Annotated in this window: 13 protein-coding genes; 2 read left to right on the plus strand and 11 right to left on the minus strand. The window is 62.0% G+C overall.

Translation table 11 applies throughout. The features are described from left to right. Window position 1 precedes the first annotated feature (1 nt). The 6 genes from KBB96_RS01330 to KBB96_RS01355 all read right to left on the minus strand — a co-directional run bounded on the left by KBB96_RS01330 (window position 2) and on the right by KBB96_RS01355 (window position 6966). Window positions 2–1642: a peptidylprolyl isomerase gene (locus tag KBB96_RS01330; protein WP_211631688.1), complete on the minus strand. Its 1641-nt coding sequence runs from the start codon at window positions 1640–1642 to the stop codon at window positions 2–4. Window positions 1643–1978: 336 nt separating this feature from the next. Then, window positions 1979–2923 (minus strand): quinolinate synthase NadA, encoded by a 945-nt coding sequence (gene nadA, locus KBB96_RS01335; RefSeq protein ID WP_211634598.1) that lies wholly within the window; start codon window positions 2921–2923, stop codon window positions 1979–1981. A gap of 109 nt (window positions 2924–3032) precedes the next feature. Further along, window positions 3033–4400 (minus strand): DNRLRE domain-containing protein, encoded by a 1368-nt coding sequence (locus KBB96_RS21225; protein ID WP_211631689.1) that lies wholly within the window; start codon window positions 4398–4400, stop codon window positions 3033–3035. A 170-nt stretch (window positions 4401–4570) separates the two neighbouring features. Beyond that, window positions 4571–5437 carry a polymer-forming cytoskeletal protein gene (locus KBB96_RS01345; RefSeq protein WP_211631690.1) on the minus strand — a complete coding sequence of 289 codons (867 nt, stop codon included), beginning with the start codon at window positions 5435–5437 and terminating at the stop codon, window positions 4571–4573. Window positions 5438–5479: 42 nt separating this feature from the next. Then, a complete protein-coding gene (locus KBB96_RS01350) occupies window positions 5480–6043 on the minus strand; it encodes a bactofilin family protein (protein WP_226373616.1) in 564 nt (187 codons plus the stop codon). A gap of 56 nt (window positions 6044–6099) precedes the next feature. Further along, the gene (locus tag KBB96_RS01355; RefSeq protein WP_211631691.1) at window positions 6100–6966 is read right to left on the minus strand and encodes a tetratricopeptide repeat protein; all 867 of its coding nucleotides are present in this window, start codon (window positions 6964–6966) and stop codon (window positions 6100–6102) included. Between the two features lie 131 nt (window positions 6967–7097). Between KBB96_RS01355 and lpxB the strand changes: the two genes are divergently transcribed. Continuing rightward, entirely contained in the window at window positions 7098–8231 is a 1134-nt protein-coding gene (gene lpxB / locus KBB96_RS01360) for a lipid-A-disaccharide synthase (protein WP_211631692.1), read from the plus strand. A 40-nt stretch (window positions 8232–8271) separates the two neighbouring features. Here the strand turns inward: lpxB and KBB96_RS01365 are convergent, their stop codons facing one another. Both KBB96_RS01365 and KBB96_RS01370 read right to left on the minus strand, forming a co-directional pair. Further along, complete coding sequence (locus KBB96_RS01365) at window positions 8272–8493, minus strand: hypothetical protein (protein WP_211631693.1); 222 nt, start codon at window positions 8491–8493, stop codon at window positions 8272–8274. A 15-nt stretch (window positions 8494–8508) separates the two neighbouring features. Further along, window positions 8509–9132 (minus strand): RibD family protein, encoded by a 624-nt coding sequence (locus KBB96_RS01370; protein WP_211631694.1) that lies wholly within the window; start codon window positions 9130–9132, stop codon window positions 8509–8511. A 99-nt stretch (window positions 9133–9231) separates the two neighbouring features. Between KBB96_RS01370 and KBB96_RS01375 the strand changes: the two genes are divergently transcribed. After that, window positions 9232–9603, plus strand: coding sequence for a glutaredoxin family protein (locus KBB96_RS01375; RefSeq protein ID WP_211631695.1), 372 nt, complete (start codon window positions 9232–9234; stop codon window positions 9601–9603). A gap of 175 nt (window positions 9604–9778) precedes the next feature. On the opposite strand, the gene KBB96_RS01380 is transcribed toward KBB96_RS01375, so the two are convergent. From KBB96_RS01380 to KBB96_RS01390, 3 genes are all read right to left on the minus strand, one after another. Beyond that, on the minus strand, window positions 9779–10252 hold the full coding sequence (locus KBB96_RS01380) for a hypothetical protein (RefSeq protein ID WP_211631696.1): 474 nt from the start codon (window positions 10250–10252) through the stop codon (window positions 9779–9781). Between the two features lie 92 nt (window positions 10253–10344). Next, complete coding sequence (locus tag KBB96_RS01385; RefSeq protein WP_211631697.1) at window positions 10345–11409, minus strand: 3-deoxy-7-phosphoheptulonate synthase; 1065 nt, start codon at window positions 11407–11409, stop codon at window positions 10345–10347. 268 nt (window positions 11410–11677) lie between these two features. Next, the gene (locus KBB96_RS01390) at window positions 11678–12511 is read right to left on the minus strand and encodes an amidohydrolase family protein (RefSeq protein WP_211631698.1); all 834 of its coding nucleotides are present in this window, start codon (window positions 12509–12511) and stop codon (window positions 11678–11680) included. Window positions 12512–12569 lie beyond the last annotated feature (58 nt).

Genomic DNA, 12569 nt, shown 5'->3' on the forward strand with positions numbered 1-12569 from the left:
ATCAACTGTTCTTCTTGTAGAGGCGCTCGACCTTGGCGGCTTCGTTGCGATCGGACATCCAGGACATGAAGGCACGCATGCGGTTCTGGCTGGCGGCGCTGGTCACTTCGGAATCGAGGCGGGAGTTGGCGTCCGGGCTCTTCTCGACCTCGCGCTTCTCGACGAAGACGATGAAGGCCTGGGTCGGCTCGGCGATCACATCGGCGACGGTGCCGGGATCGACCAGGTTGGTCTCACGGAAGAGCGAGGCGGGAGCATCGTCACCGGTAGGGCGGAAGGAGGCGGTGATCGGGCCGAGCGGCTTGCTTTCCAAGCCGGCGTCCTTGGCGGCATCGGCGAAGGACTTGCCGCCCTTGATGGCTTCGCGGATGGCGGCGAGCTTTTCGTCGGCACTCTTCTTCATCGCTTCACGCGCCTTTTCCTCGATGTACTGGGCCTTGGCCTGCTCCTTGGCTTCCTCGAAGGTCTTGGTGCGGGAGACTTCCTCGCCATCCAAGCGGGCGATCAGCCACTGGTTCTGACCGACGGCGAAGGGCTCGGAAATCTTCGAGAGCGGATCGGAGGTTTCCTTCATGTTGAAGAGCGAGTCCACGGCACGGTTGCCGCCGCCGCTGGAGCGCAGGGTCATGGCCAGATCGGCCGGGGACTGGCTGGCTGGGAAGAGTTCGGTGGTCTTGACCTCGAAACCCTGCTCCTTGGCGAGGTCTTCGAAACCGGAGCCCTTCTTGTTCTGGAGATCGGTGAAGAAGTCATCCATCCGCTGGTTGAGTTCCTTCTCCTTGTTGCGGCGCTCTTCGATGATCTTCGGATCTTCCTTGGTCGGATCCGGCTTCTCAGGCTTGGAGGCATCCTCCGGCTTTTTCTCCGCATCGGGCTTGGCGTCCTCCGGCTTCACTTCCGGCAGCTTCGGCGCGGCGAGCACGTAGGTGAACTTGCGCTTCGCCTCGGTCTTGAAGGAGTCCTGGATGGTGTCCCAATAGGCCTTCACTTCCTCATCGGTCGGCTTGATCGCTTCCTTGAACGGCGCGAGGGCGATCTTGGAAAGCTGGACGGAGACGAGCTGGCGGTTGAGGGCCGAGGAGTCCGCCACGATCTGGCGGTTCACGGCGAGGCCGGAGCCGAGGATATCGCCCAGCTTGCGGGCGATCACGGCGTCCTTGGCGAGGTCGAGCACATCCTGCTCGGTCATGCCCAGGCGGCCGATGCTTTTTTCGATGATGTTCTTGTAGGTGAAGGCGTCATACTTGCCGTCCTTGCCGGCGAAGGCGGACATTTCCTTCACGTAGTCGAAGATCTCATCCTTCGAGGGATGGATGCCGTATTCCTCGCCAGCCTGGCGGATCAGGATGCGATTGGCGAAAAAGGTCTCGGAAACTTCGCCCTCGTCACCACCACGACCGCCGAAACCATTCAGACCGGCGACGAATTCATACATCTGCAGGCCCATGGCCAGATTGCGGGCCTCCACGCCCTGCTTCTGGTAGGTGAGGCCATCATAGGTGGTTCCATCAATCCGGAGATAGGCCTGGCCACCGCCACCCGATGCCTTCGAGCCGCTGAAACCGGTGAACAGGAAACTGAGGAAGAGGGCCACCAGGACCACCATCATCAGGCCGTAATAATTGCGGATGTTTTCAATCATGCGGAAAGCCGCCCGCCGTTGCCGCGGGCCCGCGTAGTAAAGGAGGCTGCCCGCCGGGCATCAATCTCAATTCCAACAAGAAACGCCCGGAAAAAATGAAGCCGCCGGGAGCACCCACTCCCGGCGGCCAAGCTGATCAACCTCAACACGCCTGTTGGCGGAGGGGGCTGACAACTGCTGTTCACCCTTACATGAAAACTGCGACTTGCGTGCGGTTTTCAGGGGTTTTGACCCCGGGGCGACAACAGCCGTTCAAAAGATTCACCCGATTCCGTGTAAAGTTCCGCCAGTCAAGCAGCGGCGGGAATTGCAGGGAATTGTAAAGCCGGGCCGGGGTTATTTCGACTGCTCCAGCATCCGCAGCAGGGGGGCTTCGGCGCGGATGCGGACGGATTCCTCCATTTCCACGCGTGGCTCCAGATTCGCGAGGCAGTCGCGGAGTTTCTGGAGGGTGTTCATTTTCATGTAGCGGCAGTCGGCGCAGGCGCAGCGGTCGGTGGGACCGGGGATGAGGTTCTTGTCCGGGCATTCCTTGCGCAGGCGGTGCAGCATGCCGCTCTCGGTGACGACGATGATGTCCTTCACCGGGGCGTTCTTGCAGAAGGTGATCATCTTCTCCGTGGAGCAGACTTCGTCCGCCAGCAGGCGCACCGCCTGGGTGCATTCCGGATGGGCGACGACGAGCGCGTCCGGGTACTCGGCCTTGATCCGGTTGATCGAGTCCCGGGTGAACTCGACATGGACGTAGCAGGAGCCCTGCCACAGGTCCATTTTCCGACCGGTCTGCTCCATCACCCAGGCACCGAGGTTGGCATCCGGCACGAAGAGGATCGGGCGATCTGCAGGGGCTTTGTTGACGATCTTCACCGCGTTTCCGGAGGTGCAGATCACGTCGCACAGCGCCTTCACCCCGGCGGAGCAGTTGATGTAGGCGATGACGTAGTAGTTCTTGTCCGCGTGTTCCTTCAGGTAGGCCTCCAATTGCGGAGCGGGGCAGGATTGCTCCAGCGAGCAACCCGCATCGGCATCCGGCAGGACCACGATCTTGGAAGGGTTCACGATTTTCGCCGTTTCCGCCATGAAATGCACGCCGCAGAAGGCGATCACGTCCGCATCGGTCGATTTCGCGTGATAGGCGAGGCCAAGGGAATCGCCGACGTAGTCACCGAGGTCCTGGATGTCACCGGACTGGTAATTGTGGACCAGAATGACGGCATTGCGGGCCTTTTTCAGGGCGAGAATCTCTTCCTTGAGATCGAGCGCGGTGGCGGCGGCGGGCATGCGCGGAATGTGGAGCGGGATTTCCGGCACGTAAACGCCCGAGTATGAAAAAGGCCGACTCCTCCGAAGAGGGGCCGGCCTTGGAATTCCAGCAGTCCGGAGGCGGGAATCAGGGCTCCAGGCGGAGTTTCGCGCCGGAGACGTTGAGGATCCGGAAGGTGACTTCATGCACCATGATCGGAGCCGGGCTGGAGAACGAGACGTTGTCGAAAACGCTCACTCCCGGCTGGGAACCCGGATTGAAGAACCCGGGGGTGGCACCGGAGTTGACAGTGCCAAGGTGGAGCTTGTCAGTCGTATCGACGGTGGCGGTAATGGAATTGGCCGTGGCCAGGAACTGCAGGACGCCCTGCTCGGTGGCGATCTGCGAGCCGCCATCGGTGGCCCGGTTGGTGTAAAAAATCCGGCCACCGGCGGTCTCGGTACCCGTGAGCTTGATGGAAACCAACGAGGTGAAACCGGGTGCGTTGAGAATCATCTGCTTGCGGATGCTCTTGAGCTGGGAAAGGCTGACGCCCGTCCACGAAGCCGGGCTGCTTTCCGGAGTATTGCCCGTATTGCCGTCCGCGAGTGAATAGAAGTAGGTATCCGCCGTGGAAGAGGTCACCAGGTCGTTCTTCGCATAGGTCGTGGCGGCGTTGAATGCTCCGAGGAAATAAACCAGCTCGGGAGCATCCGTGACTCCCGCCGGGCCTTGCGGGCCTACGGGACCCTGGGGGCCGGTCGGGCCTTGTGGGCCTACGGCACCCTGTGGACCTGCGGGGCCGACAGGGCCGGTGGCTCCTTGGGGTCCGGTGGAGCCCGCGGGCCCCTGCGGACCTGTAGCTCCCGCTGCCCCCTGGGGGCCTTGCAAGCCTTGAGGACCGGTGGCACCTTGAGGCCCTTGCGGGCCGGGAGCTCCCTGCGGGCCCGCACTGGTGATCGTGATGTCCAGCGAGGCGGCTTTGCCGGTGAGGGCGTTTTCCTTGCTGTCGATCAACGTGCGGAGCGTGGCGTCCGCAGTCTTGAGGGTAATGCCGTTGTTATTGGCGGGATTGGTCACCCAGTCCTTCACAAGATTGGTGACGTCCACGACCACCGCGGTGTAGTCGCGGATGTCGGTGGCATCGATGGTGGAGAGCGTCGCACCGATGCCGGGGGCGTTTTTACCGGTCAGCGTATCTTCATTCCATGCGGCGGTGGCCGGAGCCACGGTGATGGCACCGGTGCCGGTGGTGGTGCGGAAAAAGAGCCGGAGGTTGGCCTGCTGGATATTATCAGCGGTGATGCTGGCGGGCAGGGACGAGAGATCAAAATCGAGGAAACCGGTTTCCTTTTTGGAAACCGCGATGTTGCCGACCTTGCCGGAATTGGCGGCAGTGCCGGTAGTGGTGTAGGTGTCCTGCGTGACGTCAATCAGAGTCGCGTGGGCGACGGTGGTGCCGAGGCAGCCGATGGCGAGACCGCGGAACCATGTGGATTTCAATGTAGGGGTCATGGCACCCCATATAAATACCCGGCATCGGATACAAACATTTCTTGTTAGATTGTCTTCCAGGCGGATTTGATGATTGGTTCAAATCGCTGATTGCCAATCTTGAATGATGTCCGACCCCATTCAGGTGAATAATCCGACACAGTCACAGTTGTGTTGTTTGCGGGCTGTATCTACTCGCTGCCGTGCTCGGACGGCGAGTCTTCCTCCGTCTTCGGCTGGATGATCTCGATCACGCCGCTGTGCTTCGCACCCTGCTTCACCTGGAGGCGGGCGGCGCGGACGAGACCGCGGAGTTCGGCGCGCTTTTCAAGGACGACCGCACCGCTGCAATGGACCTGGCCGGTGAGCTGGCCATCCACGAAAACTTCGGCTGCCTGGACGGCGTGCAGAAATTCGACACGCGCCCCACGCTCCACCCGCAGCGTGTGGCAGCGGACTTTACCTGGGATCTTGCCATGGCTGAGGATGACCAGATCTCCGGAGCACTCGACCGCGGCGGCCAGTTCACCCAGCACGGTGAGATTGTGGCAGGTGATCGGGACGCCGGATACGGAGCCGCCTTTTTCAATCGTCACATCGCCGCGGGTCTGGATGCGCCGGTTCCAGCGCTCATTGATCGTGTAATCGCGGAGGCTGATATAGAACCCGCAATACGGACATTGGCTCGACTGGGCATTCGGCACGGCGATGTGCTCGCGCCCACAGTCAAAGCACACGACGTGGCGTGGTTTTGGGGTGCGCCCGAACAACCGCTGGATGAGGCCGACCGGGGCGGGAACCGGAGGCTCGGGCCGTTTGAAGGGAGACTGCGGCTTGGCAGGCTCGGGTTCCGGCTCGTCCTCTTCGGACGGGCGGACCTTGTGGGCGACGAAGCGGGTGGATGGCTTCTGGCGGGTGACCGCCTTGCCGTCCTTGACTTGAAAGTTCGCGCCACAGGCCCGGCAGGTGGTGGAAACCACCAGCGCGGGCTCGGACTGGACATGACCGCACTCGGGGCAGGTCAGCTCGATGCGATGGCGCGCGGGCTCTGCGGCCATGGCGGGATCAGGCTGGGGCTGTTCCGGCGGGTTGCGGGAAGGTTACTGGACGACGCCGGCGAGGGTGTCCTGTTTCGGGACGTCCTGCTGCTTGCTGTCGCCACCCTTGGCAGGTGCCGCGGCGGGCGTGCCACCGGCCGGGGTGCCGACGGTAGACTTGCCGACGAAGATCGCGCCCGCCTCGATGGCGAGGGTCTTGGCCTTGATGTCACCGACGACTTCGGCGCTGGCCTTCAGCTCGACACGGTCGGCGACGGTGATGTTGCCGTGGATCTTGCCGTAAACGACCAGCGTGCCGGTCTTCACCTCGGCCTTGATGCGGGCGTTTTCGCCCACGGTCAGATTGCCATCGGAAGCAATTTCGCCCTCGATCTTGCCGTCCACCACGAGATCGTTGGTGAACTTGACGGAGCCTTTGATTTCAACGTCCGAGGAGAGAACGTTGCGGGTCGCGGAAGCGCCGGGGCGTGAAACCGGGGCGGAAGTCGCGGGAGTGGGGGAAAACGATGGAGCCGGGGCCGGGGGCTCGGTGCGGAACGAATCCTGCGGCGGGGTCACCGGACGGGCAGGTTCCGTCGTATCTTGGCCGATCACTTTTTTGAACACGCAGGAATTGAGAACTGGCGGTTATAAAAGTCAAATTGATTCCCCCTCGCAGACCCTCATTTGGCGGGGTTTGCGGGCGCTGGCTCGGCGGGAGCCGGGGCCGGCGCGGGCTCTCCCGCGGGGACCGGATCGACCAGTCCACCGAAGGGGGCTCCACCGGAGGTTCCGGGCTGGAAGAGATTGCCGGGAGCGACCTCATCGGCACCACCGGCCGGAGGAAGTCCGGGGATGTTCGGCGCGCCCGGAGTCGGCTGCGGGGTGACCTGGCGGGCCTCGATTTCCGTCGGCGCCTTCGCCTTGAGAATCATGAGGTGCTGGCTGGCCAGGCCGGAAAAGTTGTTGTCGCCGTAGTCATTCTTGGCCTTGTCGTAATAGCCCTTGGCCTTTTCCAGATCGCCGCCGAGCTTGGCGAGGTCGCCGAGCTGGGTGAGGGCGTAGGGGGCGAGGTAGCGACCGGCCGGATTGGCGATCACCGCCTGGAAGGCGGCTTCCGCGTCGGCGTTCTTGCCTTGGACCATCAGTTTCGCACCGAGCGAGGCTTGGGCGCTGGCCTTGGCCGGATGATCCGGGTTGTTCTGGATGAAGGACTTGAGGGTTTCGATCGCGGCATCTTGCTGGCCATCGCTCCACTGCTTGTCCGCGGAGAGGACGGTGGCGCTGCCAGCGGCTGGAGTTCCCGGGAACTTCTGTGAAACCGCCTGGAGATCGGTCAGGCTTTCAGCCTTGATAAGGGCTGCACCGGCTTGATGCTCGGCACCGGTTTTCGCGCTCCGGTAGATCACCCAGCCACAGCCGCCGAGGGCGGCGAGGATGGCGACCACGATGAGGCCCTTTTGGTTGCGCTCCAGAAACTGTTCGAACGCGCTGGGAGCTTGCGAGATCTCGCCGAGAAGCTGCGGGGTGTCTTGAATGTCTTTGGGCATCGGAATCGTCTGGGCCTGAGCGGCGGGAGGATTAAGGACGGCGGCGCGATGAAATCAATGAGGAATTGGAACGGGGCGGACACGGAATTTTCGTGGCCAGCCGTATCCGGCGTCCATTAGGGTGCCCGCGCATGGCAGGGCGCGTTTATGTGGTGGCGGGGGAATTGAGCGGGGACGCGCATGGCGCGGGCCTGCTGCGGGCGCTCCATCACCTGCATCCGGCGGTCGAAGTCTCCGGAGCCGGAGGCCCGGAAATGGCCGCCGTGGGAGGAGAAAAAGTCCGCGACTGGGTGGAGGATGCGGCGGTGGTGGGCGTCTGGGAGGTGCTGAAACACTACAGTTGGTTCAAGGCGCGCTTTGATGAAATGCTGGCCGAGGCCCGCGAATTCCGCCCGGACGTGCTGCTGCTCATCGACTATCCTGGCTTCAACCTGCGCTTCGCCGAGGCGGTGAAGAAGGAGCTGCCGGAGACACGGATCGTTTACTACATCAGCCCGCAGGTGTGGGCATGGAACAAGGGCCGCATCCCCAAGATGGTGCGCCTGATCGATGAAATGCTGTGCCTGTTTCCCTTCGAGCAGCCGTTATTCGAGAACGCGGGACTCAAAACGACTTTCGTGGGCCACCCGCTGGTGGATGAGCTGGAGGAACGCCGGATTCCGGGTGTGACGCCGGATGAATCGCTGGTCGGGCTTTTCCCGGGCAGCCGGAATCGCGAAGTCTCGCGCCTGTTCCCGATGATGCTGGAAACGGCGCGCTCGATGCATGCGCGGCGGCCGGGTCTTCGCTTCGAGGCTCCCGCGGCCTCGCCGAAGCTGGCGGCCTCCATGCGTGCCTTGGTGGAGTCCACCGGGACCGGCGGCTATGTGACCGTGACCGATGGCGGCAGCAACGAGCTGATGCAGCGTGCGGTCTGCGGCGTGATCGCCAGCGGTACCGCGACGCTGGAAGCCGCCTATTTCGGCCTGCCTTACTGCCTCGTGTACAAGGTGGCGTGGCCGACCTACATCCTTGGCAGCCTGTTGGTGAAACTGGAGTTCATCGGCCTCGTCAATATCCTCGCGGGTGAGGAGGTGGTGGAGGAACTGATCCAGGCCGATGCCGAACCAGCGGCCGTGGAGCGTTCGTTGGGCCGCTTTCTCGATGACCCGGTTTTCCGCAAGCATGTCCAAAGCGGCCTCGCCGCCACTGCCGCCAAGCTGGGCGGTCCCGGTGCCCATGAGCGTGCGGCGGAAGCGGTTGATCGCTGGCTGAGACATGCGTAGGCGGCGCATTTGAACTTGGCACGCCGCCACAGGCCGCTATTCAGGGCGCGCGATGAAAGTTTTCCCGATGCTTCTTGTTCTTGCGACCGTGGCCTTCGTTTCCTGCGAGCGCCACGATTGGGAGGAAACCAAGAAACTCCATGAACCCCACGGTGCCCATGGCGCCGGTCACGGTGGTGAGCACGGCGGCCACGAAGGTGGAGCCGCCGCGGGCCATGACGAGAAGCACGCCGAAGGCGGCGAGCACAAGGAAGACGGGCACGGCCACTGATTTCATTCACGCGCGCTTGCGGCGGTAGCTGAGGAAGCACTCGCCCGCCGCTGGCTCGAATCCCGTCAGTTCGAAGGCGAGCGAAGCGGGGAGGAAAGCGCCCGGAATCCCGGTGGGAGTGGGCGCGGATTTGCCGCCGAACAGGCTGTGTCCGGCCCAGGTGAGGTGGAATTCGTCGATGGCGTCGAGTTCTGCCAGAGCTCGGATCAAACTGCCGCCGCCCTCGCAATGGAGGCGCTGCACGCCGTGGTCGCGGGCGAGAGTTTCAAGGAAGGAAGCGACCGAGCCGTGATGGAGGTGTGCTCCGCTTGGAATGGCGGCATCCACGTTTCCGGTGACCAGCAGATGGATTTTTCCCCCCGGTGTAGCGAACATCGGATGGCTGGGATCGAAATTGCCTCCGTGGGACACCACGCAGCGCAGTGGCTGGCGGTCCTGATCGCGCACGGTCATGGTCATTCGGTCGGCCTCCCACGTGCCGCGCCCCACCAGCAGCGCATCCGCACCACGGCGGAAAGCTTGGAGACGTTCATGATCGGCCGATGAAGTCCAGCCGGACGGGTGGCGGTCCACGGTGGAGATCTTTCCATCCGCGGAGATCGCGAGGTTCGTGCTGACGAAGGGCCGCATGGCATGAGGATGAATGGGAACACCGGCGAGGTAAACCGCTGAAGCGCGTGGGGGAGACTTGGGCTTGTCGCGCGGCCGATTGGGCGTATGGTCCCGCCCATGAGCAACGCGCAACCGAAGATCACCGCCTATCTCAAGACCTTCTGCGGCTGGAGCGAGGGCGTCCGCGCCATCTTCCGCAAGTACGGCCTCGAGTGGGAGGAAAAGGACATCATCAAGAACCCGGCCTTCCGCTGGGAGATGGAACAGCGCAGCGGTCAGCCGCTCTCCCCATGCGTGGAGATCGATGGCAAGATGCTCGCCGATATCAGCGGTGACGAGGTCGAGGCCTGGATGATCGAAAACGGCTATCTCGCCAAGAGCGATGCCGCCGCCGATGCACCGACCAATTCCTCCTGCACCGACGAACAGCACGCCGCGATGGCAGCCGGCAAGCTGCCTGCGATCGGCAAGATCAAGTTCCTCGATTGATCCGAGCGGATTGCGATTTGATTTTTCAAAAGGCGCTTCCGGAAACGGGAGCGCCTTTTTCATGGAGGAGTTGCGGCTTCAGCCGAGGAGGGGCTTCCCGGGGGCGGAGTTTGTGGTGCGTTTAACCAGAAAGTAATCGGAGGCAAGCGACGGGAAGGGAATGGCTTGGCGGTGTTTACGGTCTTTGTCGTAGATCACCTTTTTTGCCCGCAGTATCGATCCCTTTCCGGTTTGTTCGAGAGATCCAGAACCAACTCCAAAGCCCCCATGTTATCGGAGGGATCCAAAGAGGAATGAAAATGTGGATGGTGGTGTTGTTCGGGTATTTCAGGGCGCGCCATTCCGGGAGTAATCGTAAGGAATGAAAATCGAATGGGTTTGGAGTGATTTCCCAGTATTCGCTGACAAGATATCCAATGGGAGGAGCATCGGTGCTGGCAAACCATTCAACGTCCAATCCACCGGACTGGTTGAAAAAACTGAAATCGTGCAGAGGGATAGATCCGCCAGACAGCCGAATACGACGGTGATACTGGACTCCATTCAATGGGAAGAAAGAGCTGGCATATAGCCCGATCAGACAAATCAGGATTCCCACTGCGGTTCGCCGCTGCTTGAGCTGATGCCGCTGGAGGTGGGCTTGGGACATGCTGACAGGGAAGGCTTTTTGAGTTCGGCAATCATGGAGTAGGCGCAAGTCGGACAACTCCGTCTCCCGGAAGACCCTCCTCGGCTAAAGCGTCAACTCCCCTGCGTCCGTCGCGTCCGCACCGCTTCCGCGAACGCATCCAGCACGCTGACGGTGTCATCCCAACCGATGCACGCATCGGTGACCGACTTCCCGCGCACAAGAGTGGAGAGATCCTTGCCGAGCTTCTGATTTCCTTCGACGAGATTGGATTCGACCATCACGGAAGTCACCGCCTTTGAGCCGTCCGCGATCTGCTTGCACAGGGCGGCGGCGACAAGCGGTTGGTTGCGGAAGTCCTTCATCGAATTGCCATGCGAGCAATCGACCATGACGTGTGGCGGCAGCTTCTGTTCGTTGAGCATGGTCACCACTTCGGAGACGGCTTCCGCGCTGTAGTTCGGACCGGTTGAGCCGCCCCGCAGGATGATGTGGCAATCCTGGTTGCCGGTGGTGGCGACGATGGCGGAAACGCCCTGCTTGGTGACGCCGAGAAAATGATGCGGGCAGGTGGCGGACTGGATGGCATCCAGCGCGATCTGGATCGCGCCGCCGGTTCCGTTCTTGAAGCCCACCGGCATCGAAAGACCGGAGGCGAGTTCACGATGAATTTGCGATTCGGTGGTACGAGCGCCGATGGCGCCCCACGAAATCAGGTCGGCGATGTATTGCGGCGAGATCGTATCGAGGAATTCGGTGCCGGCGGGCAGGCCGATATTCGACACATCGATCAGCAGTCCGCGGGCGATGCGCAGTCCGTGGTTGATGTCGAAGGAATCGTCGAGATGGGGGTCGTTGATGAGGCCTTTCCAGCCGACGGTGGTGCGCGGCTTTTCAAAGTAAACGCGCATGACGATGAAGAGATCGTCCTTCAATCGGTCGGCTTCGGTCTTGAGCTTCTTCGCGTATTCGATCGCGGCCTCGGGATCGTGGATCGAGCACGGACCGATGACGACCATCACGCGATCGTCTTCGCCACGGAGGATCGAGGCGGCCTGCTGGCGGGCGGCGGCGACCAACTCGGTGGCGGCATCCGGCACCGGCTGGTAATATCCGAGCACGGCCGGTGAAATGAGCGGCTTGGTGGCGGAGATGCGCAGGTCGTCGGTGCGGGTCATGCGGGTCACCGTACAGCGCCCCCCGAGCGGATGGCAAGGGGTTCGCTCGGTTGCAGGGAGATTCGGCGGTGCTTCTGATGTGGAGTGCGGCGAGCCATCGCCGCTTTGGGCGGAGGCGAGTCATCGCCGGTGGCAAACCTGCTTTCTGAAGGCAGCTCCCATGGTTCAGAACCTGTCTGGCTCTGGATCAGAGTTTTTCCGAAGCGGAGTATTATTCCCGTCGATTCTCTCCGGTACCCAGAGCGGCGATGGCTCGCCGCACTCCACATCAGAGTGCCAGCCGGTAGAAGGTGGTGGCCGTGCCGGTGAGGATGGCCTCGCATTCAGTAGCAGAGAGGCTGGCCAGATGGGATGTCACCGTTTCCACCCACGCGGCGTGCGGGGTCGCAAGCAGGCAGACAGGCCAATCCGATCCGAACATCAGCCGTGAGGGGCCGAAGGCGTCCAGCAGCACATCGAGGTAGCGCCGTAAAATATCCGGGATCCATGACGAATCGCGGACTTCCGTGGCGAGGCCGGAAATTTTGCAGGCGGTGTTGTCGAGCGCGGCCAGGGCACGGATGCCGGTTTCCCATTCGGCGGGGAAGCGGTCGGCACGGATCTCCGGCTTGGCCGCGTGGTCGAGCACGATCGACTGTTCCGGATGGCGCTTTACGAAGGCCGTGGCGGCATCGAGTTGGTCTTGGAAAATGAGCAGGTCGTAAGTGAGTCCACGGCGGGTCACTTCGCGGATGCCACGGTTGAATGCGTTATTGGAGAGAAACTCATCATCCGGTGAACCTTGGATGACTTCGCGCACACCTTTGAAAAGAGAGTCCGAACGGTATTGGTCGAGCTGTTCACCCACCTCCGGCGATTTGAAGTCCACCCATCCGACAATCCCGCGGATGAGCTGGCTGCCGGCGGCCTCATCTAACAGAAAGTCATTCTCTTCCAAACAGGTGCGTGCCTGCACAGCCACCGTGCCGGTGATGCCATTGGCGCGCATCAAGTCATCCAGTTCCGTGGCGCGGAAGGATCGTCGGATGGTCTGCATGTCCTCCGTGATCCAGCCATACTCTGCGGCTGAGTAGCTCCACAGATGGTGGTGGGCATCGATCATCGGTGGACAGTTTCGTGACTTGACCATTCCTGGCAAGATGGAATGACGAAAATTGACT

The organism is Luteolibacter ambystomatis, assembly GCF_018137965.1.
In the GTDB taxonomy this organism is placed as follows: domain Bacteria; phylum Verrucomicrobiota; class Verrucomicrobiia; order Verrucomicrobiales; family Akkermansiaceae; genus Luteolibacter; species Luteolibacter ambystomatis.

Bases quoted from the DNA above. Each gene is read 5' to 3' on its own strand.
- KBB96_RS01330 (WP_211631688.1), bottom strand. From the start codon at position 1,642: ATGATTGAAAACATCCGCAATTATTACGGCCTGATGATGGTGGTCCTG.
- nadA (WP_211634598.1), bottom strand. From the start codon at position 2,923: ATGCCCGCCGCCGCCACCGCGCTCGATCTCAAGGAAGAGATTCTCGCC.
- KBB96_RS21225 (WP_211631689.1), bottom strand. From the start codon at position 4,400: ATGACCCCTACATTGAAATCCACATGGTTCCGCGGTCTCGCCATCGGC.
- KBB96_RS01345 (WP_211631690.1), bottom strand. From the start codon at position 5,437: ATGGCCGCAGAGCCCGCGCGCCATCGCATCGAGCTGACCTGCCCCGAG.
- KBB96_RS01355 (WP_211631691.1), bottom strand. From the start codon at position 6,966: ATGCCCAAAGACATTCAAGACACCCCGCAGCTTCTCGGCGAGATCTCG.
- lpxB (WP_211631692.1), top strand. From the start codon at position 7,098: ATGGCAGGGCGCGTTTATGTGGTGGCGGGGGAATTGAGCGGGGACGCG.
- KBB96_RS01370 (WP_211631694.1), bottom strand. From the start codon at position 9,132: ATGCGGCCCTTCGTCAGCACGAACCTCGCGATCTCCGCGGATGGAAAG.
- KBB96_RS01375 (WP_211631695.1), top strand. From the start codon at position 9,232: ATGAGCAACGCGCAACCGAAGATCACCGCCTATCTCAAGACCTTCTGC.
- KBB96_RS01380 (WP_211631696.1), bottom strand. From the start codon at position 10,252: ATGTCCCAAGCCCACCTCCAGCGGCATCAGCTCAAGCAGCGGCGAACC.
- KBB96_RS01385 (WP_211631697.1), bottom strand. From the start codon at position 11,409: ATGACCCGCACCGACGACCTGCGCATCTCCGCCACCAAGCCGCTCATT.
- KBB96_RS01390 (WP_211631698.1), bottom strand. From the start codon at position 12,511: ATGATCGATGCCCACCACCATCTGTGGAGCTACTCAGCCGCAGAGTAT.